This window comes from Azospirillum sp. A26, from assembly GCF_042604635.1.
GTDB lineage: Bacteria > Pseudomonadota > Alphaproteobacteria > Azospirillales > Azospirillaceae > Azospirillum > Azospirillum palustre.
The window spans coordinates 1,281,771-1,305,000 of sequence record NZ_CP170473.1; the positions used below are offsets into that span (position 1 = coordinate 1,281,771).

15 protein-coding genes and 1 rRNA gene (1 of these 16 running past the window's edge) are annotated in these 23,230 nt (G+C 66.1%); 13 read left to right on the plus strand and 3 right to left on the minus strand.

The window, feature by feature from the left end; translation table 11 throughout:
• Positions 1–105 precede the first annotated feature (105 nt).
• A complete protein-coding gene (locus ABNQ39_RS19720) occupies positions 106–1,071 on the plus strand; it encodes a class I SAM-dependent methyltransferase (protein ID WP_376959949.1) in 966 nt (321 codons plus the stop codon).
• A gap of 222 nt (positions 1,072–1,293) precedes the next feature.
• Positions 1,294–3,831, plus strand: coding sequence for a cellulase family glycosylhydrolase (locus tag ABNQ39_RS19725; RefSeq protein ID WP_376959950.1), 2,538 nt, complete (start codon positions 1,294–1,296; stop codon positions 3,829–3,831).
• A 100-nt stretch (positions 3,832–3,931) separates the two neighbouring features.
• On the opposite strand, the gene ABNQ39_RS19730 is transcribed toward ABNQ39_RS19725, so the two are convergent.
• Together ABNQ39_RS19730 and ABNQ39_RS19735 are read right to left on the minus strand one after the other, a co-directional pair.
• Positions 3,932–4,591 carry a serine acetyltransferase gene (locus ABNQ39_RS19730; RefSeq protein WP_376959951.1) on the minus strand — a complete coding sequence of 220 codons (660 nt, stop codon included), beginning with the start codon at positions 4,589–4,591 and terminating at the stop codon, positions 3,932–3,934.
• Between the two features lie 78 nt (positions 4,592–4,669).
• On the minus strand, positions 4,670–6,148 hold the full coding sequence (locus ABNQ39_RS19735; protein ID WP_376959952.1) for a lipopolysaccharide biosynthesis protein: 1,479 nt from the start codon (positions 6,146–6,148) through the stop codon (positions 4,670–4,672).
• 852 nt (positions 6,149–7,000) lie between these two features.
• On the opposite strand from ABNQ39_RS19735, the gene ABNQ39_RS19740 reads away from it, so the two are divergent.
• The 11 genes from ABNQ39_RS19740 to ABNQ39_RS19790 all read left to right on the plus strand — a co-directional run bounded on the left by ABNQ39_RS19740 (position 7,001) and on the right by ABNQ39_RS19790 (position 21,488).
• Complete coding sequence (locus ABNQ39_RS19740; protein WP_098737738.1) at positions 7,001–8,452, plus strand: exopolysaccharide biosynthesis polyprenyl glycosylphosphotransferase; 1,452 nt, start codon at positions 7,001–7,003, stop codon at positions 8,450–8,452.
• A gap of 251 nt (positions 8,453–8,703) precedes the next feature.
• Positions 8,704–10,050, plus strand: coding sequence for an O-antigen ligase family protein (locus tag ABNQ39_RS19745; RefSeq protein ID WP_376959953.1), 1,347 nt, complete (start codon positions 8,704–8,706; stop codon positions 10,048–10,050).
• 67 nt (positions 10,051–10,117) lie between these two features.
• Positions 10,118–11,101, plus strand: a complete 984-nt coding sequence (locus tag ABNQ39_RS19750; protein WP_109050495.1) for a glycosyltransferase family 2 protein — start codon at positions 10,118–10,120, stop codon at positions 11,099–11,101.
• A 23-nt stretch (positions 11,102–11,124) separates the two neighbouring features.
• The gene (locus ABNQ39_RS19755; RefSeq protein ID WP_376959954.1) at positions 11,125–12,327 is read left to right on the plus strand and encodes a glycosyltransferase family 4 protein; all 1,203 of its coding nucleotides are present in this window, start codon (positions 11,125–11,127) and stop codon (positions 12,325–12,327) included.
• 375 nt (positions 12,328–12,702) lie between these two features.
• A complete protein-coding gene (locus tag ABNQ39_RS19760; protein WP_376959955.1) occupies positions 12,703–13,872 on the plus strand; it encodes a glycosyltransferase family 4 protein in 1,170 nt (389 codons plus the stop codon).
• 102 nt (positions 13,873–13,974) lie between these two features.
• Positions 13,975–14,907: a polysaccharide deacetylase family protein gene (locus tag ABNQ39_RS19765; protein WP_376959956.1), complete on the plus strand. Its 933-nt coding sequence runs from the start codon at positions 13,975–13,977 to the stop codon at positions 14,905–14,907.
• 342 nt (positions 14,908–15,249) lie between these two features.
• Positions 15,250–15,543: a phosphopantetheine-binding protein gene (locus ABNQ39_RS19770; RefSeq protein ID WP_098737743.1), complete on the plus strand. Its 294-nt coding sequence runs from the start codon at positions 15,250–15,252 to the stop codon at positions 15,541–15,543.
• Between the two features lie 69 nt (positions 15,544–15,612).
• A complete protein-coding gene (locus ABNQ39_RS19775) occupies positions 15,613–17,199 on the plus strand; it encodes a class I adenylate-forming enzyme family protein (RefSeq protein ID WP_376959957.1) in 1,587 nt (528 codons plus the stop codon).
• Between the two features lie 86 nt (positions 17,200–17,285).
• Positions 17,286–19,325: an asparagine synthase (glutamine-hydrolyzing) gene (gene asnB / locus ABNQ39_RS19780; protein WP_376959958.1), complete on the plus strand. Its 2,040-nt coding sequence runs from the start codon at positions 17,286–17,288 to the stop codon at positions 19,323–19,325.
• A 55-nt stretch (positions 19,326–19,380) separates the two neighbouring features.
• On the plus strand, positions 19,381–20,385 hold the full coding sequence (gene nadE, locus ABNQ39_RS19785) for an NAD(+) synthase (protein WP_098737746.1): 1,005 nt from the start codon (positions 19,381–19,383) through the stop codon (positions 20,383–20,385).
• Positions 20,382–21,488, plus strand: coding sequence for a GNAT family N-acetyltransferase (locus ABNQ39_RS19790; RefSeq protein WP_376959959.1), 1,107 nt, complete (start codon positions 20,382–20,384; stop codon positions 21,486–21,488). The genes nadE and ABNQ39_RS19790 overlap by 4 nt, the downstream gene beginning before the upstream one ends.
• 151 nt (positions 21,489–21,639) lie before the next feature.
• Here ABNQ39_RS19790 and ABNQ39_RS19795 read toward each other — a convergent pair.
• Positions 21,640–23,230: ribosomal RNA gene (locus ABNQ39_RS19795) — 23S ribosomal RNA — on the minus strand (it continues 1,156 nt past the right edge of the window).

A 23,230-nucleotide genomic window follows, 5' to 3' on the forward strand; every position in this document is an offset into this window, starting at 1 on the left:
CTGCGATAGGCCCGCGCACTTTCTCGTTCGCGCGCGCGCGTCCGGTGCCGCACCCGTTTAGAGTCCCTCAATGCGTCCTGTACCCATCTGATGGAGAGGTCGATCGTGCAGAACACAGCCGACACATTGCCGATGGATCGCCTGCCCGCCGATCGCACGGCGGACGATGCGCTCGTCGAGCGCTACCGGCGGAAGTTCCACCTCTCGCCGACCTACCCGCTGACGGCGGAGATGGTGCAGCGCCACTGGGACCTGGAGCGGCGGCTTGCCCGCGAGCTGCTGGACAGCAAGCCGGACGAGCGCTGGGACGTGTTCGAGCAGGCCTATACGACGCTCTACACCAGCTGTCCCTGGCTGAACGAGGCGGAGGACGATGCGCACACCCGCAACGACGACCTCGACTTCCGCCATTTCCTGACGCTGCTGGGCGGGCCGCAGGACGTCTACGAGGTGGGATCGGGCAAGGCCCGGCTTCTGCGCTACCTCGCCCGCCACGGCTATCGCTGCGTCGCCACCGAGGTGACGCGCGAGCGCGGTGCGACCTGGATCGAGCAGGATTCCAACGTCACCTGGAAGAACAGCGACGGCATCCACCTCTCCCGTTTCGAGGCGCCCGACCGCTATGACAGCGTGATCTCCACCCATGTCGTGGAGCACATGCATCCGGAAGACGTTCTCACCCACATGGAGAATGTCCGCACCATCCTGAAGCCGGGCGGCAAGTACATCCTGAGCATGCCGCACAAATACGCCGGTCCGGCCGACCTGTCGGAGGTGTTCGGCCTGAACGAGCCGATCTGCATGCATCTGCGCGAATATGGCTGGGGCGAGACGGAAGCGATGCTGCGTCAGGCCGGCTTCGGCCGCGTCGAAGCCGTCTACATCCTGCCGATGGCGGTGCGCCGCCGGATGAACCTGCATTTCGCCAGCCGCGCCTATCTGGGCTATGCCAAGCTGGTTGAGGCATTTTTGGGACGGCTACCGTTAACCCTTAATCGCAAGCTCGGAAGGGTTGGTCAGCTCTATCTGTTCCGGCCTGAGGTTTTCGTGGTGGCCCATAAGCCCAAGTGATACCCGTTTGAGCGCTGCAAAAAAGCGCTAAATCAAAGACTTACTGACATACCGAACCCCTTTGTTGCTGCAATGCATCGACAAAGGGGTTTTTCGTGTCTCTTTCTTTTCACAAGTGATAGTGGCATTAGAGCCGCATTTCGCTAAAATTTGAAATACCTCGTTAACCTTTTCCGGCCAGATTGGGTTTCAGCGAAATTCACGGAAAAGAGGATACTTCCAATGGCAACGAGCCCCGTCGATACGACCTTCGTCGTCAATGCCTCGGGTGTGACTGCCGGAGGAGTCTGGCCGCATTTCAAGTTCCTCGTCGATGGCGTCGCCGTCGGCCAGGCGACGGTCAATTCCACCAGCGCCGGCCGGTACAGCTTCACCACCAAGGTGGCTCCCGACGCCGCGCACAAGGTCCAGATCGTTTATGACAACGACTGGCTGTCGACCGACAAGGCCGGCATGTACCGCGACCTGATCGTCAAGTCGATCGAAGTCAACGGCAAGACCATCGCTTCCAACAGCTCGACGGTCTCCTACGCCGCTGAAGGTCAGGGCACGCTGTCCGGCCGCGAAATGCTGTCCTGGAGCGGCTCGCTCGATTTCAACATGTCCAAGGACATGTTCGCCGGCTCCACCGGGACCCCGACCACTCCGACCACCCCCACGACGCCGACCACGCCGACGACCCCGACCACCGGCGGCACGCCTATTGTCGTGAATGCCTACGGCAATGCGGCCGGCGGCGTGAACGCCCACTTCAAGGTTCTGGTCGACGGCAAGATGATCGGTGAAGGCACGGCCGGCACCGCCGCCAAGGACTTCACCTTCAACGCTGATGTCAGCGCCGATGCCGCCCACAAGGTCCAGATCCAGTACGACAACGACGCTGTGGTCAACGGTGTCGACCGCAACCTCTACGTCAACAAGATCACCATCGGCGGCCACGCCGTGAACCCGACCGACAGCATCGTGTCGATCGACAAGGGTGCCCTCGACGGCAAGGACGTCGTCGCCGGGCAGCAGGCCATGTGGTGGAACGGCACCATGGAGGTGAAGGCCGACAAGTCCTGGTTCGCCGGCACCACCACCACTCCGACCACCCCGAACAACCCCACCACGCCGACCCAGCCGAGCCTGTCGGTCAGCGACGTGACGGTGACCGAGCCGACCGGCACCAAGACCGCCGGCGGCATCCAGGGCTTCCTGCACACCCAGGGCAACCAGATCGTCGACGAGGCCGGCAACACCGTCCGCCTGACCGGCGTGAACTGGTTCGGTGGCGAGGGCTACAACTACGTGCCCGCCGGCCTGTGGGCCGACAGCTACCAGGGCCACCTGGAGAAGATGAAGTCGGTCGGCTTCAACACCATCCGCATGACTATGTCGGACGAGATGTTCGACAGCACCGCGGTGACCAACGGCATCGACTATTCGAAGAACCCGGATCTGGCCGGTCTGACCCGCCTGCAGGTCTATGACAAGGTCATCGACTATGCCGGCAAGCTCGGCATGAAGGTGATCCTCGACCACCACCGCAACGACGGCGGTGCCGGCACCAACGAGCACGGGCTGTGGTACACCGACAAGCACCCGGAATCGACGGTCATCAACAACTGGAAGATGCTGGCCCAGCATTACGCCGGGAACGAGACGGTCATCGGCGCCGACCTGCACAATGAGCCGAGCGTCAGCGCCACCTGGGGCGGCAGCGCCGCCACCGACTGGGCGTCGGCTGCCGAGCGCATCGGCAACGCCATCCAGACGGTGAACAAGGACTGGCTGCTGTTCGTCGAAGGCACCGAATGGAGCAGCACGCTGGCCGGTGCGCAGGCGCGGCCGATTCACTTCGACACCCCCAACAAGCTGGTCTATTCGCCGCATGCCTACGGCCAGAGCGTCGGGCAGTTCAGCTGGCTGAACGACCCGAACTACCCCAACAACCTGCCGGCCCAGTACGACAAGATGTGGGGGTACCTGTACAAGAACGACACCGCGCCGATCATGCTGGGTGAATGGGGCGGCCAGTTCACCAGCTCGGCCGAGCAGACCTGGGCCAAGACCATGGCCAAGTATCTGAACGGCGACTGGAACCTGGACGGCAAGAGCGACATTGCAGCCGGCGACAAGGGGATGAGCTGGACCTTCTGGGCCTGGACGCCGGAATCGGGCGACGTCGGCGGCATCCTGATGGACGACTACAAGACCATCAACCCGACCAAGGCCGCCATCGTGAAGGGCGCCATGGAAGGTGCGGTGTTCGATACCCCGACCACCACCGCCAACACCGCCAACGCCACCTTCACGGTCAAGCTGTCGTCCGCTTCCGGCACCCCGGTCACGGTGGATTACTCCACGGTGGACGGCACCGCCAAGGCCGGCTCCGACTACACCGCCACCAGCGGCAAGCTGACCTTCGCCGCCGGCGAGACCACCAAGACCGTGACGGTCAAGGTGCTGAGCGACAGCGTGACGGAAGGCAACGAGACCTTCGGCCTGAAGATCTCCAACGCCACCGCCGCGACCATCGCCGACGCCACCGGCACCGGCACGATCGTCGACGCCTCGGCCGCCAAGGCCGCCGCCGCGTCGCTCAGCTCGGCCGACCTGCTGGCCCACACGATGAGCGCCGCCAACGACACGCCCACCGCGACCGCCGCCGAGCTGGCGACGACGCAGCAGCTTGTCAGCCATGACGTGTTCGGCGTCACCTTCGACACCTATCACGACCTGCACACGACCGACACCAGCCTGGCGCATGCCGCCTGACCTGTTCGGTTCGTCCGGCCGGGTGAGTGCCTGAAGGAAAAGGGTCCGACAGCAACGCTGCCGGACCCTTTTTCCATTTCCGGGGATGGACCTGACGGGATCAGCCCGGCACCGGCGAGGTGGCGTTGCCGGGCATCATGGCCGACACGCCGCCGACCGGCGCCGGATGCGGGATGTCGGGGATGGTGACCTCGGCTACCGCCTTGCCGGGATTGCCGGCGACGACGCTGCGGCGTGGCATCGGCTTGGTGACGACGGAAGAGGCGGCGACGATGCATTCGTCGCCGATGCTGACGCCGATCACCACCGCATGCGGCCCGACCCAGACGCCGTCACCCAGCTCCGGGTAATGGGTGACGCGGCCGGTGGGGAGCAGATCGTCCTTCTGGCCCAGCGTGACGCCGTGGAACAGGGTGACGTTGGCGCCGATCCGGGCACTGGCGTTCACCACCAGTCCCCAGCCGTGCAGGATGCGCAGTCCCGGTCCGACCTGGGTTTCCCACGGGAGGTCCATGGCGGCGGAATGCTGGGTCCAACGGTGCAGCAGCCGGCAGGCGGCGAGCAGCGGCTTGCGCAACAGCTTCCCCAGCGGCCCGCCCATCCGGTTCAGCGCCTGACAGCTGCGCAGGGTGAAGGTCACCCGGAACATGCGGTTGCCCGCCAGCAGCTTCAGCACCGCCCCGAGGCCGGAGCCCCCGCCGTAGCGGGTGGCGTCCGCCGCAACCGTCTGCCGAAATGTGTAGTGCGGAGCGTCCTGCATCGCGGTGTCATCCTCTCCGATCAAGCATTGTCACGCCGGCTGTCGGGCTGGCCGTCAGAGCGGCTCTCGGGCCGACTCTCAGGCCGTCTGGGGCCGGCGACGAAATCGGGCCGTCATGCGGAACAGCATGGCGCGGTCGGCCTTGCCGAAGCTCGGCCCGAACAGGGCGGCGACGGCGAACAGCATGGTCAGCCCGACCTTGGCGGCGGCGAAGGTCGGGTTCACCTCGAACCCGAACAGGGCGAGGCCGGCCAGATAGGCGATGGCGGCCGGCGCCAGGATGCCCGTCACCCGCAGCGCGCTGAGCGGCGGCTCGTTCGGGCTGAGACGGCGGCACATCGCCTCCGTGGCGCCCAGCATCACCAGCTCGCGCACCAGCACGCCGATGGCGCCGCCCATCAGGCCGAGCGGCCCCAGCGTCACCGCCATGACCAGCGTGCCGACGGCCAACCCGCCCAGCGAGATCGCCGGCAGCACGCCGACCTTCTTGGTCTTCACCAGCCCGACCTCGGCATGCATGCGCACGCCGTGGACGACATAGGCCAGCACCAGCAGCGGCATGCAGGGCAGAACCGTCTCGTACTCGGCGGACGCGATCAGCCACAGCACCTCCGGCGCGGTCAGCGCCATGCCGAGCGCCGCCGCCGACAGCAGCACGACGAACAGGTAGAAGACGAATTCCGACTGGTCGCGCCCGGCGGTGCTGTCCTGCGCCTCGATCCGGCTGACCGACCAGATCTGCAGGAAGGAGGCGGTCAGGAACATGTAGAGCATGGTGGCGAGCCGCAGCCCGAAGGACAGCACACCGACCGCCGCGACGCCCATCAGCAGATTGACCAGATAGCGCATGGCGAACTGGTTGCCCATGTCCAGCATGGTCTGCGGCATGAAGGGCAGGCCCAGCACCGTCACCCGCTTCAGGATGCCGAAGGAGAAGCCAACGCCGTTCGCCGCCAGGATCGCCACCGTCAGCGCGATGCCCAGCCCGACGAAGGTTATGGCGTTGGCCAGGAAGATGCCGGTCACACCCAGATCCATCACCAGGAGGAAGCTGAGGTTGAGGCCGATCAGCCCCACCGCCTTGCCGACCGAGATCAGCAGGCAGGTGCCTGACCGTTTGTGGACCCGGTAATAGGCGAGCGCCAGTTCGAACACGGCGCTAAAGGCGATGCCGGCGAAGGCGAAGGCGATGATCGGCCCCTGGTCGGTGCCGCCGAACAGCAGATCGCTGGCGCCCCAGCCAGCCGGCAGGGCCACCGCCAGCAGCGCCAGCGAGGCGCCCCACAGACCGATCATCGTGGTGCTGACCACGCGGGACCGGCTGCGATCGTCGGGATGTTCGAAATAGACGACGGTGAAGGCGTTGATCATGCCGATCATCAGCATGACCGCAACGATGTCGCCGACGACGCTGATCAGGGCATAGACGCCGAACTCCGCCGGAGACAGGACCTTCGCATAGAGCGGCAGCAGAAGCAGTCCCGCAGCGCGGTTGACCACGTTCGCCACCATGAACATCCAGCCATGTTTGATGATCGTACCAGCTTCGACAGCCATCCGGTTTCCTTCGCCCCCTGTAATCCGCTTCTTCTTCCGGTCTCGCCTGCTGGGGAGAGCATCGCGTCCGCCCTGTCGCATGGGTCCATGTCGCATGGACCGTTTCCGAAGGGCGTGCCGCACGGGCGCAGATAAGGAAAAAGAACGCGCCAAATCTTGGCGGAGGTCGGGACAGCGTCAATTCGGCCTTGAAGCGACCGGAACACTCTTCGGTGCTAGTCAGCACGGCTTCGGTCAGACATCCTGGACGTTCCGAGTATGCTTTCCGGCGAGTTCGCACGCTGCCTCTTGCGCCCCGCAACAGGCAAGGGTGCGTTCGCGCCACGCCCCCGCTCGGAATTGCCGGAGGGTTCCCTTCGGTCGATCCGGGTGGCGGACCCACCCCGCAAGTTCGGAGATCATCCCCGTTCGCGCCGCCGCTTTTCGTCCGGTCGGGGGAGGTTTTGGCGGCATATACCTAAAAATTGCGGGGATCGCAGGTGCCGCCGGGGGTGCGACACCACCTTGCCGTTAACCCGAAACGCTATACCCGCTGGGGACGGCATCCGAAAGTATCCCCAATAATATTCGGACCCCCGCACCCTTCGAAACACCGGTGGTATCGCGGACGCGAAATCAACGTCCGTATGCTCTGTTGCTGGCCGGGCTTCCTCATCCTAATTCGTCCTCAACGAACAGCGGATCGGCCCACCAAAATCATGAAAGAGTGTTCTTTACATAAATGCGCCTCTGCCTACGCGGGGGTGCAGCAAAGTAAAGACCGGCCGAATCCCAAGAGACGCTGATGACGAGCGACCATCCGCACGAATGGCCGTGCGGTGGCTGGCATTTCCTTCAACCACGGGACCTGCGATGAGCAAACTGGACCCAGAAGTGGTCATCGATCTGACCTCGGCGAAAAAGGCGACGATCCCCACGATCGCCCCCGGGCTGCTGCTTGCACTCTCGGATGGATTGGTCCTCGCCCTGGTGGGGTGGACGCTCAACCATTTCCTCGGTGCCGATGCGCTGACCGAGCCGATGGAAGCCGCCGCCTGGCAGCGGTCGCTGGTGACCGGCCTGATGCTGGTGCCTCTGGTGAAGTCGGTGTTCGGCATCTACACGCTCGGACGCTTCGACTACATGGAACGCACGAGACGGACTTTTCAGGCGGCCTTCCTATGCTGTGCCGTGCTGGCGGTGCCGTTCATCGTGATGGAAGGCTTCCGCTCCTTCTTCGTGGAAGCGCTGTCGATCGCGCTGCTCGGCTTCGCGGTCACCTATGTCGCCGACCTGCTGCTGATCCAGGGCCTGCTGTCCAGCGCGCTGGACTGGCGGACGCCGGTGATGATCGTCGGCGCCGGCCCGCAGGGTGCGGCCATCGCCGAGAAGCTGCAGCGCCTGCCCTGGCTCGGCATGCGTCCGGTCGGCTTCGTCGATGACGACGACAGCCTGTGGCAGACCCGCGTCGCCGGCCTGCCGGTGATGGGTCCGGTCGAACTGCTGGCCAAGTCGCCCGCCGTCGCCGGCCAGGCCAGCGCCGCCATCGTCGCCGACATGGGCCGCCACGGCAACGACTTGACCGGTCTGGTCCGCACCCTGCCCTTCCGCCAGGTCTACTGCGTGCTGGGCGAAGGCAACGTCAGCGCCGTCGACGCGACCTACCACAACCTGCACGGCTCGCTGGCCCTGCGCGTCAGTGTCCGCCCGCCGACCGGCTACCTGCGCATCCGCCGCGCCATGGACATCGTTCTGTCGGCGATCCTGCTGGTCCTGGTGGCGCCGCTGATGCTTGGCCTCGCCGTCGCCATCCGGCTGGACAGCCCCGGCCCGGTCATGTTCCGCCAGAAGCGCTGGGCCGGCGGCAAGCAGACCTTCGACCTGCTGAAGTTCCGCTCCATGCATGTCGATGCGGAAGAGCAGCTGCAGCACCTGCTGGCGAACGACCCGGTCGCCCGCGAAGAGTACATGACCTACCACAAGCTGACGGTCGACCCGCGCATCACCCCGCTCGGCCGCTTCCTGCGCAAGACCTCGCTCGACGAGCTGCCGCAGCTGTGGAACATCCTGATGGGCGACATGAGCCTGATCGGCCCGCGTGCCTACATGCCGAAGGAGCTGCCGGAGGTGGGTGACTCCGCCGCGGTGATCGGCACCGTCCGTCCGGGCCTGACCGGTTACTGGCAGGTATCGGGGCGCCACCGCACCACCTTCCAGGAGCGTGTCGCGATGGACGTCTTCTATGTCCGCAACTGCGGCCTGCTGTTCGACTTCTTCATCCTCTGCAAGACCGCGGTGATGGTGCTGAAGGGCGACGGGTCGTAACCGGCCCCCTCCCCGAACCGGATGCCAGCCGGACCCCCGCGCCACCCGCGCGGGGGTCTTTTTCGTTGGAGTCCTCAGGGTGCATTCCCTTTTTCGGGCGGCAAAGGGAGGGGGTGGCGCGAAAGCGGCTACCTCTTTCGGGCCCGGCCTCCTTCGGTCTAATGCCACCGCCCGGCTACGAGATGAGGGGTGTCATCCGCATCTTCAGTGCTGCACAGCCGAACACGGTACGGCAGCCTAAGGGAAAGCCGATGAAAATCCTGGATTTTCTGGAAAAAAGCATCGCCGTCATCGGCATCATCGCCTTCGGAGGCTCGGTGCTTCCGCTGATGCTGACCGGCGGCGACCCGCTCGCGGGCGATCTGGAATCGGCCGGCGTCACCATCCTCTATGGCGGTCTTTATGTTCTGGTGCTGGCCGCCATCGCACTGCGGCCGGCCATCGCCTTCCAGATCCCCTTCGCCAGCCCGGCGCTGACGGCGATGATCGCCTTCGCCTTCCTGACCGCGCTTTGGTCGCTGTTCCCGGACATCACGCTGCGCCGGTCGATTGCCTTCATGTTCACGACGGTGTTCGGCATCTGGCTCGCTTTGCGCTTCCGCTTTCCGGAGATCATGCGACTGCTGGTGGTCGGGCTGTCGTTCCTGATGTTCGTCTCCTTCTTCATGATCTTCGCGATGCCGGCCATCGGCCTGGACAGCGCGCAGCATATCGGCGCCTGGAAGGGCGTGTTCTTCCAGAAGAACGTGACCGGCCGCATGATGGTCTGGCTGGTCCTGGCGCTGGTCTGGCTGGACTGGCAGAAGGAGATGGGCCGCTGGCTCACCCGGCCGCTGATCCTGCTGGCGATGCTGCTAATCGTGATGAGCCGGTCCGGCACCGGCCTCGTCACCTCGGTCCTGGTGTCGGTGGCCCTGCTGTCGACCACCATGCTGCGCGGCAGCATCCGCAACTTCGCCCCCACCATGGCGCTGCTGCTGGCCCTGCTGGTCATCATGGTCACCGCCGGCGCGACCTTCTGGTACGACGTGCTCTATGCGCTGGGCCGCGACCCGACCCTGACCGGCCGCACCGTGCTGTGGGAGCACATCGTCCACTCGGTCAGCGAGCGGCCGCTGCAAGGCTACGGCTATGCCGCCTACTGGTCCGGCTTCAACGGACCGGGCTCCAGCTTCACCCGCGACTGGGGCATCACCTCGGCGCACAGCGGCTGGCTGGAACTGACGCTCGACCTCGGCCTCGTCGGTGTCGCGCTGGTGGTGGTGGTTCTGGGCCGCATGCTGTTCCAGGGCTTCTTCGCCGCCCGCTACGGCAACAGCCGGCCCGAGGCCGCCTGGGCCTTCGCCGTCGGCTGCGCCCTGCTGGCGGTTTCGGTGTCCGAGAGTGTGTTCGCCGAGCGCCATTCGATGAACTGGGTGATCGCCACCATCGCCGTCGTCCGGCTGATCCAGCAGAGCCGCTGGCAGCGTCTGCTGAACGACCGGACAGCGGAAGAGTACCGCCTGCGCCGGAACGCTGCCGCCAGCGTCCCGTCCCCCGCTTATGCCGGACAGACCGCCTACGCCGGCCCCTATCCCGGCCCCCTGTCCCGGCACTAGCGGCAGGGCGCTCCAGCCCCCGGTCCCCTGCGACCTTTCCCATTTCCCTTCGACCGAAGGCAGACCCATGAGCCCGAAGAACGAGCCGGCAAGCAGCAACCGCCCGGCAAACAGCGAACAGGCGACCAACAATCAGGTTACGGTCGTGATCCCCACCCGCAACCGCCCGGACATGGTGATGCGGGCGGTACGCAGCGCTCTCGACCAGACCTATCGCGACCTCGACGTCATCGTGGTGATCGACGGGCCGGATCCGGCCACCGCCTCGCATCTGGCGACACTGGCCGATCCGCGGCTGACCGTGATGGAGCTTGAGACGAACCACGGTGCCGCGGAGGCCCGCAACATCGGCGTACGCGCCGCACGGGGCGACTGGATCGCCTTCCTGGACGACGACGATCATTGGATGCCGGAGAAGGTGGAGTTGCAGATGGCGGGCCGCCCGGCCGGCATCCGCTTCCCCATCGTCAGCTGCCGCTGCCAGGTGGTGACCGCCCGCGGCACCTTCGCCTGGCCCCGGCGTCTCGCCACCCCGGCCGACGCCATCGGCGACTACCTGTTCGTCCGCCGCGGCCTGTTCAAGGGCGAGACCTTCGCCCCCACCACCACGCTGCTGGCCCCCAAGGCGCTGCTGCTGCGCAACCCGGTCCCCAAATCCCGCTTCGACGACTGGGAATGGCTGATCACCTGCGGCCGGATCGATGGCGTGGCGCTGATCCACATCCCCGACGTGATGGCCGTCCATTACACCGAGGAAAACAACCGCGTCACCCTGTCGACCTGCCACAACATCAACCAAGCGCTGGAATGGGCCGAGTCGATGCGCGACCACCTGTCGCCGCGCGCCTATGCCAGCCTGCTGTTGCAGGCGACCGGCGGCGAACAGGCGGCCCGCACCGCCGGCACGCGCTGGCGGATCCTGAATTCGGCGCTGCGCGACGGCCAGCCGACGCCGATGGCGCTCGCCACCTTCACCATGCATTCGCTGATGCCGGTCGGCCTGCGCCGCCGCCTGCGGCAGGCCTTGTTCTCCGCGTCCGACGCTGCCTGAGCACGAAAAGGACCCCGACGCCTATGGACAGCACCAACGACATCCGCACCCCCACCGGCCAACCGGATGCGCCCACCCGGACCGTCGTCGTGTTCGCGACGCCGGGCGCACTCGATGGCGGCGGTGGCATCGGCCGCATGACGGGCTATGTGGTCGACCAGTTCGACAGGTCGGGCACGACCCGCTCCATCATCCTCGACACCCGCGGTACCGGTAGCGTTCTGCTGTCACCCTTATATCTCGGCGTAACACTGGCACGGCTGGGCTGGATCCTTGCCCGCCGCCGGGCCTCCGTCGTGCACATCAACGTGTCGGAACGTGCGAGCTTCCTGCGCAAGGCGGCGGTCCAGCTGGTGTCGGGGCTGATGTCCTGCCCGACCGTCGTCCACCTGCACGGCGCCTCCTTCGTCGAGTTCTTCGAAGGCGGCATGTTCGCCCGCGGCATCAGCCGCTGGCTGTTCAACCGCTGCGGCCGGGTGGTGGTGCTGGGCGACAACTGGCGCGACTTCCTGGTCCAGTCGGTCCGCACCGATCCCCGCAAGATCCGGGTGCTCTACAACGCCGTGCCGGATGTCGGCGCCGACCTCGGCACGCCGACACCGCCGGAGCCGGGCGCCGTCCTGTCCCTGCTGGTGCTCGCCAACCTGTCCGAGCGCAAGGGCATCGGCACGCTGCTGCGCGCCTGCGCGCTGCTGAAGGAGCGCGGCCAGCCCTTCCGGGTGACCATCGGCGGCGGCGGCGACGTCGACGGCTACCGCGCCATGGCGGCCGAACTGGGGGTGGCGGAGGAATGCCGCTTCCTGGGCTGGATCGGCCGGGAGGAGGCGCATGCGCACATCCGGTCGCACGACATGCTGCTGCTGCCCTCGACCCACGAAGGGCTGCCGATGGTGATCCTGGAGGCGCTGTCGGCGCAGCTGCCGGTCATCACCACGCCGGTGGGCTCGATCCCGGAGGTGCTGACCGACGGCGAGACCGCCCGGATCATCCCGGTGAACGACCCCGGCGCCCTGGCCGATGCCGTCGTCGAGGTCGGCCACGACCGGGACCTCTATCGCCGGCTCGCGGAAAACGGCCGCCGCCTGTTCCTGAAACAGTTCGTCATCGACGCCTACGCCAAGTCGCTTCTGGCGATCTACCAGGAGCTGGACCGCGGCGCCGTCGAGCTGTCCGGGGACCTGGACAAGCTGGCCGGATCGGCCGCCACCGCATCCAAAAGGCGGTAGGCCATGGTCACGCAACTGTCGATGATCGGATTAGAAAACAATCAATGCGGGCATAGCCGAAAGGGAGATGCACATGCACAGGTTGGGTAACCATACCGGCAGGCCAACCCGTTCGGTCGCTCCACAGCGTGCGGATGCTGCATCGCGTAAACTTGCACGTGAACGCCGCCCGGCCTCCGGCTGCGGCGCGTTCCAAAGGGCGGCAGCCCATCGGCCGCACCGCGACGCACCTGTCACGGCCTGATCGTCGGGCCGGCAAGGAACAGAGGCCGAAAACATAACAAGCCCGCCGCAGCCGTCGAAAGACGGACGTCACACGGTAAAAGCCGGGGCGCAACGCAGGAAAGGCGGGCCGGGAAAGGATCAGGAGCGGACATGATCTATATCGTCTCCCCCGGCGGCACCCAGGAGAAAGGCGGAATGGGCCGTGTGGTCGACAACTTCACGACCGATTTCCGGCAGAATTGCCCGGACGTGAAGTTCGAGGTGGTCGACAGCTACGGCCCCGGTAAATTCCACCTGATGCCCCTCTATTTCGCGCGGGCGACCGCGCGGCTTGCCGGTTGCTTTGCCGCCGGCAAGGCCGATCTCGTCCACATCCATATGGCCGAATACGGCAGTGTCCTGCGCAAGGGCATCCTGATCGCCATGGCGCGCACCTTCGGCGTGCCGGTGATCCTGCATCTGCATGGCGGGCGCTTCCCCAAGCAGTTCAAGGACGCCGGTCCGGTGATGCGCTGGGCGATCCGCCGCATGATGGCGATGACCAGCGAGATCGTTGTGCTGGGCGAGTTCTGGCGCGACTGGGTGGCCGAGGCCTTCGGGCCGGAGGCGCGCCAGCGCACCACCCTGCTGCACAACGCCGTGCCGGGTCCGGCATCGCCGCCGGTGCGCGACGATGCGGAAGAGGATTTCGCCGGTCCGGTCCGCCTGCTGTTCCTCGGCCGGCTGATCAAGCTGAAGGGCATCGACGTCCTGCTGAACGCGCTGGCGTCCCCCACCTGCCGCGACCGCAACTGGCAGGTCACCATCGCCGGCGACGGCGATCTGGAGACCTACCGCAGCCTCGCGACGGAACTGGGCATCGCCGACCGCGTGCGCTTCACCGGCTGGCTGGATCAGGCCGGCTGCCGGCGCGAACTGGCCGGCGCCCATGTGCTGGTCCAGCCGTCGATGTTCGAAGGCCTGCCGATGTCCGTCCTTGAAGCGATGGCGGAGGGACTGACCATCGTCGCCACCCCGGTCGGCAGCGTCCCCGACGCCATCGCCGATGGGGAGACCGGACTGCTCGTTCCGCCGGGCGACGTGGCGGCGCTGGCCGATGCGCTGGCGCGGGTGATCGACGACCGCACCCTGCGCCGCAACCTCAGCGCCGGTGCCCGCGCGCGGTGGGAGCGCCAGTTCGACGTCGCCGTGTTCCGCGAGCGGCTGTTGGAGATCTACCGCCGCAACGCGCGCGGCAGCCTGAGCGCGTCGCCCGCCGTTCCCGCCGGACCGGTTCCGGCCGCCGGACCGGCAGGCCATTCGAAGAGCACCACCGGCTGACCCGAAAAGCGGCAGGCCTCTCCCGGTTCAGGTTGACCCAGCCCAGGCACGGACCTGGGCCCAGGCCCGAACCGGGAGCATCGACATGAAGGAAGGGGCACCATGAAAAACGCCATTGCCAATCTGGTGCGCTGGTCGGGATTCGGTGCGATGCAGCGGTTCCTGAAGGCGCGGAACGCGGTGACCATCGTCGTCTACCACGATCCGGCCCCGGAGGTGCTGCGCGAGCATCTGCGCTGGTACGCCAAGCATTACGGCTTCACTACGCTCGATGCCGTTGCCACCGCGATGGAGACCGGCCGCTGGGACAAGCTGCCGGACTATCCGCTGGTCATCACCTTCGACGACGGGCACCGGAACAACACGGCGCTGGCGCCTTTGTTCCGCGAATTCGACCTGCGCCCGACGATCTACCTGTGCAGCCAGATCGTCGGCACCGCCCGCCCCTACTGGTGGAAGACCGCCGCCGCCGACGGCATCGGGGTGGAGCGTCTGAAGCGCGTGCCCGACCCGGAACGCCGCCGCCTGCTGGCGGAGGCGGGCAACGATCCCGACAAGGATGGCGACGACCGCCAGGCGATGACCTGGGACGAGATCGCGCGGATGACCGATGTCGCCGATTACGGCGCCCATACCCGCACCCATCCGATCCTTCTGCAATGCGACGACGACCGCTGTTCCGACGAGATCGCCCTGTGCCGTGCCGAGCTGGAGGAGGCGCTGGGCCGGTCCTGCCGTCACTTCGCCTTCCCCAACGGCGATTTCAGCGACCGCGAGGTGGATGAGATCCGGCGTGCCGGCTACCGCACCGCCCGCACCATCGACCCCGGCTTCAACGACGCCTCCAGCGATCCCTTGCGGCTGAAAGCCTTCCCGGTGTCCGACGACGCCACCGTGGAATGGCTGAGCGTCCAACTGACCGGCATCCCGGCCTGGCTGCGCAAGCGCAAGGCCGCGAACACCGGCGATTCGGCCAATGGGGCAACGCCCGAATGGACAGGTTCGATGGTAAAACCCAAGTCGGCAGGCGTATGACCGTAAGGGCCGGCGGCATGCCGAACGTCAAGCGTCCCGCGACAAGCCCTATTACGGGACAACAGAGTGGCTAACCACAGACTTCAATCCACTCCTATCCTTTGAGCCCTCGCAAACCACCGCGAGCATCACAATAAAATTGCATATCAGACGGATGCGAGAACAAGGAGCCGGAACACAGCGGGACACATGACAGGGGGTAGCCGGACCTACCCCCAACAGCGTCCCGGCCGAACATCCGGCTCCCCGTTCAGACCGACCGGCCTCCCGACCGAATCCCGTTACGACAACCCCCGTTACGACAACCCAAGTCGACCGAACCCAGCAGGAGTTTTCAGAGACATGCGGACCGCCACCCTGACCGACACGACCCTGACCGCTCCCGCCCTGCCGGAAATCCGCGCCTTCATCGTGGAGAATTTCCTGCTCGGCAAGGACTCCGGCTTCGACAACAGCGAATCCCTGTTGGAATCGGGGATCATCGACAGCACTGGCATCATGCACGTCGTCGCCTTCCTGGAAGAGCGCTTCGGCATCGCCGTGGATGACGACGACATGGTCGCCGACAACCTGGAATCGGTGGACCGCATCGCCGCCTTCGTCGGCCGCAAGCAGGAACTGCGCAACGCCGCCTGATCCCGCGGGATTGGGAAGGCGAGCGGCCAAGAGACGGGCACCGAGAGACGGGCGAAGAAGGACATCACAATGGCCCATCTGGTTCACCAGTTCCTCAGCGAGACGGCCAAGCGGGATCCCTCCCGCACCGCGCTGATCGCCGGGGATGCCCGCCGCAGCTTTGCCGAGCTGGACCGTGAAAGCGACGCCGTCGCCTGTGCGCTCCAGTCGGCGGGGATCGCGCGCGGCGACCGCGTCGCGGTGATGCTGGAGAACTCCATCGAATATGTCGCCGGCCTGTTCGGCACGCTGAAGGTCGGCGGCGTGTTCGTGCCCGTCAACCCATCCACCAAGGCCGACAAGCTGACCTATCTGCTGGCCGACGCCGGCATCCGGGTCCTGATCGCGCCATCCGCCCTGGCCCGGCAGGTCCTGCCGGCGCTGGAGACGGTGGAGACGCAGCCGACGGTGCTGTGGGTGGGCGCCGGCCTGCCCGACGGTGCCACAGGCCTGCTCTATGCCGACGCGCTGGCCGCACAGCACCGGCAGCCGGCCGAACCGGGCCTGATCGACCAGGATCTGGCGGCCATCATGTACACGTCCGGCACCACCGGCCGTCCGAAGGGCGTGATGCTGACCCACGCCAACTACGTCAACACCAGCTGGGCGATCTCCACCTATCTGGGGAACACCCCAGACGACGTGGTGATGTGCGTCCTGCCGCTGACCTTCGGCTATGGCCTGTCCCAGGTGCTGACCGGCGCCTGCGTCGGCTTCACCCTAGTGCTGGAGCGCTCCTTCGCCTTCCCGATGGAAACGCTGAAGCGCATGGTGCAGCACCGCGTCACCGGCCTGCCCGGCGTGCCGACCGTCTTCTCCACCCTGCTGGGGCTGGAAGCGGCGAAGACCGCCGATCTCGGCAGCCTCCGCTATCTGACCAACGCCGCCGCCCCGCTGCCGGCCGCCCATCTCCACCGGCTGCGCGAGCGCTTTCCCCAGGCCGTCTTCCATTCCATGTACGGCATGACCGAGTGCTGCACCCGCATCAGCACGCTCGATCCCGCCGAGCTGGACCTGAAGCCGGCTTCGGTCGGACGCGCCATCCCCAATTGCGAAGCCTTCGTCGCCGACGAGGAGGGCAGCCGCCTTCCTCCCGGCCAGGTCGGCGAGCTGGTGGTGCGCGGCGCCAATGTGATGCGCGGCTATTGGAACCGGCCGGAGGAGACCGCCCGTCGTCTTCGCCGCGGCCCGCAGGGCGAGACCCTGCTGTTCACCGGCGACCTGTTCACCCAGGACGCCGAGGGGCATCTCTACTTCGTCAGCCGCAAGGACGACGTCTTCAAATGCCGTGGCGAGAAGGTCAGCCCCAAGGAAGTGGAAAACGCGCTGTATGAGCTGGAGGGTGTGCTGGAGGCCTGCGTGATCGGCGTTCCCGACGATGCCGACGGGTTGGCGGTCAAGGCCTTTCTCGTCGCCCGTGACGGTGCCGCTTTGTCTGAGGCGGCGATCCGCCAGCACTGCCGCGGCCGGCTGGAAAGCCACCTCGTGCCGAAATTCATCGAGTTCCGCGACAGCCTGCCGAAGACCGACTCCGGCAAAATCCGGCGGGCGGAACTGGTGGAGGAAATCGGCTCGCCGGCACGGCCGACGGCGGCGTCCGTCCGCTCCCCCGCATAGCGGGGACGGGGCAGAGCGGGAGCGAAACCCTCTCCCTACAGAACACCACCACGAACACTACCCACCCCAGGACAGAGAGCACGCTCATGTGTGGTGTCGCCGGAGTTCTCGCAGGATCGCGTGCCGAACCGGCCGGTCTGGACGAGCTGAAGCGCATGATCGCCATGCTGGGTCACCGCGGCCCGGACGGTTACGGTTTCTACCGTGACGACCGGATCGGGCTTGCCCATGCGCGTCTCAGCATCGTCGGTCTGGCCGGCGGTTTCCAGCCGATCCACAACGAGGATCGCACCCTCTGGATCAGCTTCAACGGCGAGATCTTCAACCATGTCGAACTGAGGCGGGAGCTGGAGGCGCGCGGCCACCGCTTCTACACCCAGACCGACACCGAGGTGATCGTCCACGCCTTCGAGGAATACGGCCCCGCAACCTGGGCCAAGCTGAACGGCCAGTTCGCCATCTGCCTGTGGGACACCACGCGGCGCGAGCTGTGGCTGGTCCGCGACCGGCTCGGCATCCTGCCGCTGTTCTACGCCCGCCGCGGCGACCATCTGGTGTTCGCGTCCGAAGCCAAGTCGCTGTTCGGCGGCGGCCGGGTGGATCCGGCCTTCGACCCGGCCCGCCTCGCCCAGGTCTTCACCCACTGGAGCACCGCCCCGCACGGCAGCGTCTTCGAACGCGTGGAGAGCGTGCCGGCCGCCACCGCGATCCGCGTCGACTCCACGCTGGCGCTGCATGTCGACCGCTACTGGCAGCCCGATTTCGCCACCGATCCGTCGCTGGCCAAGCTGTCGCTGGACGAGGCCGCCGACCGGCTGGAGGAGAAGCTGCTCGACGCCATCCGCCTGCGGCTGCGCGCCGACGTGCCGGTCGGCGTCTATATCAGCGGCGGGCTCGACAGCTCGGTGATCGCGGCGCTGGCCCGCAAGCTCGACACCACCCACATGCACAGCTTCGGTGTCCGCTTCACCGATGCCGGCTTCGACGAGACGCCGCAGCAGCGGCTGGTCGCCGGCCATGTCGGGACCGAGCATCACGACATCCTCTGCAGCCCGCAGGACATCCAGGCCGCCCTGCCCGATGTCATCCGCCATGGCGAGATGCCTCTGGTCCGCACCGCCCCCGCCCCGCTGTTCCTGCTGTCGCGTCTGGTGCGCGAGAGCGGCATCCGCGTGGTGCTGTCCGGCGAGGGTGCCGACGAGTGGCTGGCCGGCTACGACATCTTCAAGGAGGACAAGGTCCGCCGCTTCTGGGCGCGTCAGCCCGACAGCAAGGCGCGGCCGAAGCTGCTTGGCCGTGTCCATCCCTTCGCCGCCGTCAACGGCCAGAAGGACAGCCCGCTGTGGCAGGCCTTCTTCAAGCGCGGGATGATGGAGACGGAGGAGACCTTCTACGCCCACCGCACCCGCTGGCGGAACACTGCCTGGTCGCAGCGCCTGCTGTCGGCCGATGTCCAGGCCACCGCCGACGATGCCGCCTTCGAGGCGCATGTCGCGGCCCATCTGCCGGACGGCTGGTCGCGCTGGTCGCCGCTGGCGCGCAGCCAGTGGGCGGAGATCGCCACCTTCATGACCCCCTACCTGCTGTCGGCCCAGGGCGACCGCGTCGCCATGGCCAACAGCATTGAGGTGCGCTACCCCTTCCTCGACCCGGCGGTGGACGACCTGTGCGCCGCCCTGCCGGACCGGGTGAAGATGCTGGGTCTGCGCGACAAGCTGGCCCTGCGCCGGCTCGCCGCCCGCCATCTGCCGGCCGAGATCTTCCAGCGGCCGAAGCGGCCTTACCGGGCCCCGATGACCACGGCCCTGTTCGGCGACGGCGCCCCGGACTATGTCCGCGACCTGCTGTCGCCGGAGGCGCTCGCCCGCTACGGCCTGACCGATGCCGCGGCCGTCTCGGCCCTGGCCGACAAGGCCCACCGCCAGAACGGCCGCATGGCAGGCGAGCGGGAGGAGATGGCGCTGGTCGGCACGCTGACCCTGCAGATGCTGGCCCATTACGTCCACGACGAACTGCCCCAGAGCATCCGCGACCAGCGGGCCGCCCTGGACAACGCCGAAATTCACGTGCTGGAGGATCTGGCCGGCAACGCCCGGACCGCCGCACCTCAGCCCACCGCGGCCTGACCGCCGCGCCCTTTTCTGACCGACGATGCATCAACCCCCATTGGGAACCGTGACCATGCTGAACGCCCTCACCTCGTTCGACTCCAAGGCCCTCGATCTGGATTGCGCGGCCGCGGCTCGCGAGATCGAAGACGCCATCCAACGCATCGTCGCCCATGATCTGCGTCGCCAGGGCATCGTGCTCGGCGTGTCCGGCGGCATCGACAGCTCGGTCTGCGCCACGCTCGCCGTCCGCGCCCTCGGGCCGGAACGCGTGCTCTGCATCCTGATGCCGGAAAAGGAAAATTCGCCGAAGAGCACCCGTCTCGGCACGCTGCTCTGCGAGCACCTCGGCGTCACCCCGGTGATGGAAAACATCACCGGCCCGCTGGAGGCGCTCGGCTGCTACGAGCGGCGCGACAACGCCATCCGCCGGCTGTTCCCGGAATTCGGTCCGGGCTGGAAGCAGAAGATCGGTCTGGCCGGCAACCTGCTGGACGCCGACCGCGTCAACTACTTCACCCTGACCGTCGAATCGCCGGACGGCGAGCGCCAGACCAGCCGCATGCCGGTGGACGTCTATCTCGACGTCGTCGCCGCCACCAACCTGAAGCAGCGCATGCGCAAGACGGTCGAATACACCCATGCCGACCGCCTGAACTACGCCGTGCTCGGCACGCCGAACCGGCTGGAATATGAGCTGGGCTTCTTCGTGCGCGGCGGCGACGGTCTGGCCGACCTGAAGCCGATCGCCCATCTCTACAAGTCGCAGGTCTACCAGATGGCCGCCTATCTCGGCCTGCCGGCGGAAATCCAGGCGCAGTCGCCCAGCACCGATACCTACACGCTGCCGCAGTCGCAGGAGGAGTTCTATTACGCCCTGCCCTACGACAAGCTGGATCTGGCGCTCTGCGCCTACGGTCGCGGCGCCAGCGAAGAGGAAGCCGCGGAGGCGCTGAACCTGACCGTCCAGCAGGTCCACCGCGTCTACAAGGACATCACCGCCAAGCGCCGCACCTCCGCCCGCATCCTGCGCGATGCCCATCTGGTGCAGCCGGTGTCCGTCGGGGATGAGGCATGAGTGTCATCGACTGGAAGCAACGTGGCGTCGCCCGGTATGAACCGGGCGACCACGCCTCCCTGGAGGCATTCCAGCGCGCGCATTTCGGAGCCGACGCAATCCAGCTGTGTCCCGACCACTTCCATTGGCTGTTCGAGGAACCACCGGAACGGGAGCATGAAGGGCCGCAGCTCTGGCTGTGCAAGCGGAACGGTGCGGTGGTCGGGCAGCAGGGCGGCATCCCCTTCGCCCTGAAGGTGGGTGAGCGCAACCGCCGGGCCTCCTGGGCAATCGACCTGATGGTCGCCCCGGAATGGCGCCTGCGCGGTGTCGGCCCCGCCCTGTCGGAAACCCACACCGGAGCCAGCGATCTCGCCGTGTCGCTGTCGATGACGGAGGCAGCCTACAAATCCTACAAGCGCGGTGGCTGGCTCGACCTCGGCAATGTGCCGACTTATCTGCGGGTGATCGATCCGCTGCGCTGCCTGCGCGTCAGCCCCTATGGCGGCGGTCTGGCCAAGCTGGTCGCCAGGGTGGGCAAGCCGGCGCTGGCGTCGGCCTCGATGGGCTACGGACTCTCGGCCAAGCTGCTCGGCGCCCGGCTGGTGGAGATCGACCGTTTCGACTATCGCGTCGACGACCTCTGGGAAGCGGCTTCGCCGCAGCATTCGGTGATTGCCCGGCGCGACTGGGCTTTCCTGAACTGGCGCTTCGACCTGTCCCCCCAGGCCGACCGCTTCCGCCGCTTCTACGTCATGCGCGGCGAGACCGTTCTGGCCTATGTCGTGCTGCGGGTCGACCACTGGAAGGGCGAACCGGTCGGCGTGGTCTGCGATTATCTGGCCCGGCCGGGCTGGCTGATGGCGGCCTTCTCGCTGATGACCGAACTGGCGCGCCGGGAGGGTATGGTTGCGCTGATGTGCCGGACGCTGAACGCCCAGGCGGCGCGGCCGCTGTCGATGATGGGCTTCCTCTGCCTCAAGAACGGCCTGCGCACGCCGACCCGTATGATGGTGCGGCCGGCGCTCGACCAGCCCGAGCTGGCCGGCACGGTGGGCGATCCGAAGAACTGGTTCGTCACCATCGCCGACAGCGACATGGGCTTCAAGGGATTGGGCGAGTAGACGAGGGGCCCAAACTCCGAACGCGAAAAGGCCGCCTTCCCACAAGGGAGGCGGCCTTTTCGCTGATCGCGATAAAATCGAGTTTCAAGTGACGGGATGCGTCTTCAGATCGTCCATGAAGCGGCTTACCGCTGTGCATGGCGCCCGGTGAGAGATCAAGCCGATCGAGCGATTAGTAAGGCTTAGCTTCAGGCATTGCTGCCGGTCCACATGCCTCCTATCGACGTGATGGTCTGTCACGGCTCTCAAGGGAGCTCTGGTTTAGAGGTGGGTTTCCCGCTTAGATGCTTTCAGCGGTTATCCCGTCCATACTTAGCTACCCGGCCATGCCACTGGCGTGACAACCGGTGCACCAGAGGTATGTCCATCCCGGTCCTCTCGTACTAGGGACAGATCCTCGCAAAACTCCGACACCCACGGCAGATAGGGACCGAACTGTCTCACGACGTTCTAAACCCAGCTCACGTACCACTTTAATCGGCGAACAGCCGAACCCTTGGGACCTGCTCCAGCCCCAGGATGTGATGAGCCGACATCGAGGTGCCAAACGACTCCGTCGATATGGACTCTTGGGAGTCATCAGCCTGTTATCCCCGGCGTACCTTTTATCCGTTGAGCGATGGCCCGTCCACGTGGAGCCACCGGATCACTATGGCCGACTTTCGTCTCTGCTCGACTTGTCAGTCTTGCAGTCAGGCGGGCTTATGCCATTGCACTCGTCGAGCGATTTCCGACCGCTCTGAGCCCACCATCGCGCGCCTCCGTTACACTTTGGGAGGCGACCGCCCCAGTCAAACTACCCGCCATGCAGGGTCCCGGACCCGGATAACGGGCCACGGTTAGATGCCAGAGACTTCAAGGGTGGTATTTCAAGGTTGGCTCCACACGAGCTGGCGCCCATGCTTCCAAGCCTCCCACCTATCCTACACATGAAGTCCCTAGCACCACTGCAAAGCTGTAGTAAAGGTGCACGGGGTCTTTCCGTCTGACCGCGGGAACTCCGCATCTTCACGGAGAGTTCAATTTCGCTGAGTTGGTGTTGGAGACAGCGGGGAAGTCGTTACGCCATTCGTGCAGGTCGGAACTTACCCGACAAGGAATTTCGCTACCTTAGGACCGTTATAGTTACGGCCGCCGTTTACCGGGGCTTCAATTCAGAGCTTGCACTCCTCCTCTTAACCTTCCGGCACCGGGCAGGCGTCAGACCCTATACGTCGCCTTGTGTGGCTTCGCAGAGCCCTGTGTTTTTAGTAAACAGTCGCTACCCCCTGGTCTGTGCCCCCCGCCTGCGCTTGCGCACAAACGGGGCCCTCTTCTTCCGAAGTTACGAGGGCAATTTGCCGAGTTCCTTCAACACCATTCTCTCAAGCGCCTGGGTATACTCTACCAGTCCACCTGTGTCGGTTTGGGGTACGGTCTATAAGGCGGGGCTATTTCCTGGAACCGGTCCACAGCACGATCAATCCGATAAGATCGTACACGCTTTCCAATCCGTCACCTCCGCCAGGCCCACGAATATTAACGTGGTTCCCATCGACTACGCCTTTCGGCCTCGCCTTAGGGGCCGGCTCACCCTGCGTGGATTAACCTTGCGCAGGAACCCTTGGACTTTCGGCGACAGTGTTTCTCACACTGTTTGTCGCTACTCATGTCAGCATTCTCACTTCCGATACCTCCAGGCGGCCTCACGGACACCCTTCGCAGGCTTACGGAACGCTCCGCTACCACGTGATCTGAAAGAT

What these genes read in the sequence shown, in the direction of transcription:
- ABNQ39_RS19755 (WP_376959954.1), top strand. Translation starts at nt 11,125, where the DNA reads ATGGACAGCACCAACGACATCCGCACCCCCACCGGCCAACCGGATGCG.
- nadE (WP_098737746.1), top strand. Translation starts at nt 19,381, where the DNA reads ATGCTGAACGCCCTCACCTCGTTCGACTCCAAGGCCCTCGATCTGGAT.
- ABNQ39_RS19725 (WP_376959950.1), top strand. Translation starts at nt 1,294, where the DNA reads ATGGCAACGAGCCCCGTCGATACGACCTTCGTCGTCAATGCCTCGGGT.
- ABNQ39_RS19770 (WP_098737743.1), top strand. Translation starts at nt 15,250, where the DNA reads ATGCGGACCGCCACCCTGACCGACACGACCCTGACCGCTCCCGCCCTG.
- ABNQ39_RS19745 (WP_376959953.1), top strand. Translation starts at nt 8,704, where the DNA reads ATGAAAATCCTGGATTTTCTGGAAAAAAGCATCGCCGTCATCGGCATC.
- ABNQ39_RS19775 (WP_376959957.1), top strand. Translation starts at nt 15,613, where the DNA reads ATGGCCCATCTGGTTCACCAGTTCCTCAGCGAGACGGCCAAGCGGGAT.
- ABNQ39_RS19760 (WP_376959955.1), top strand. Translation starts at nt 12,703, where the DNA reads ATGATCTATATCGTCTCCCCCGGCGGCACCCAGGAGAAAGGCGGAATG.
- ABNQ39_RS19750 (WP_109050495.1), top strand. Translation starts at nt 10,118, where the DNA reads ATGAGCCCGAAGAACGAGCCGGCAAGCAGCAACCGCCCGGCAAACAGC.
- ABNQ39_RS19730 (WP_376959951.1), bottom strand. Translation starts at nt 4,591, where the DNA reads ATGCAGGACGCTCCGCACTACACATTTCGGCAGACGGTTGCGGCGGAC.
- ABNQ39_RS19790 (WP_376959959.1), top strand. Translation starts at nt 20,382, where the DNA reads ATGAGTGTCATCGACTGGAAGCAACGTGGCGTCGCCCGGTATGAACCG.
- ABNQ39_RS19740 (WP_098737738.1), top strand. Translation starts at nt 7,001, where the DNA reads ATGAGCAAACTGGACCCAGAAGTGGTCATCGATCTGACCTCGGCGAAA.
- ABNQ39_RS19735 (WP_376959952.1), bottom strand. Translation starts at nt 6,148, where the DNA reads ATGGCTGTCGAAGCTGGTACGATCATCAAACATGGCTGGATGTTCATG.
- ABNQ39_RS19765 (WP_376959956.1), top strand. Translation starts at nt 13,975, where the DNA reads ATGAAAAACGCCATTGCCAATCTGGTGCGCTGGTCGGGATTCGGTGCG.
- asnB (WP_376959958.1), top strand. Translation starts at nt 17,286, where the DNA reads ATGTGTGGTGTCGCCGGAGTTCTCGCAGGATCGCGTGCCGAACCGGCC.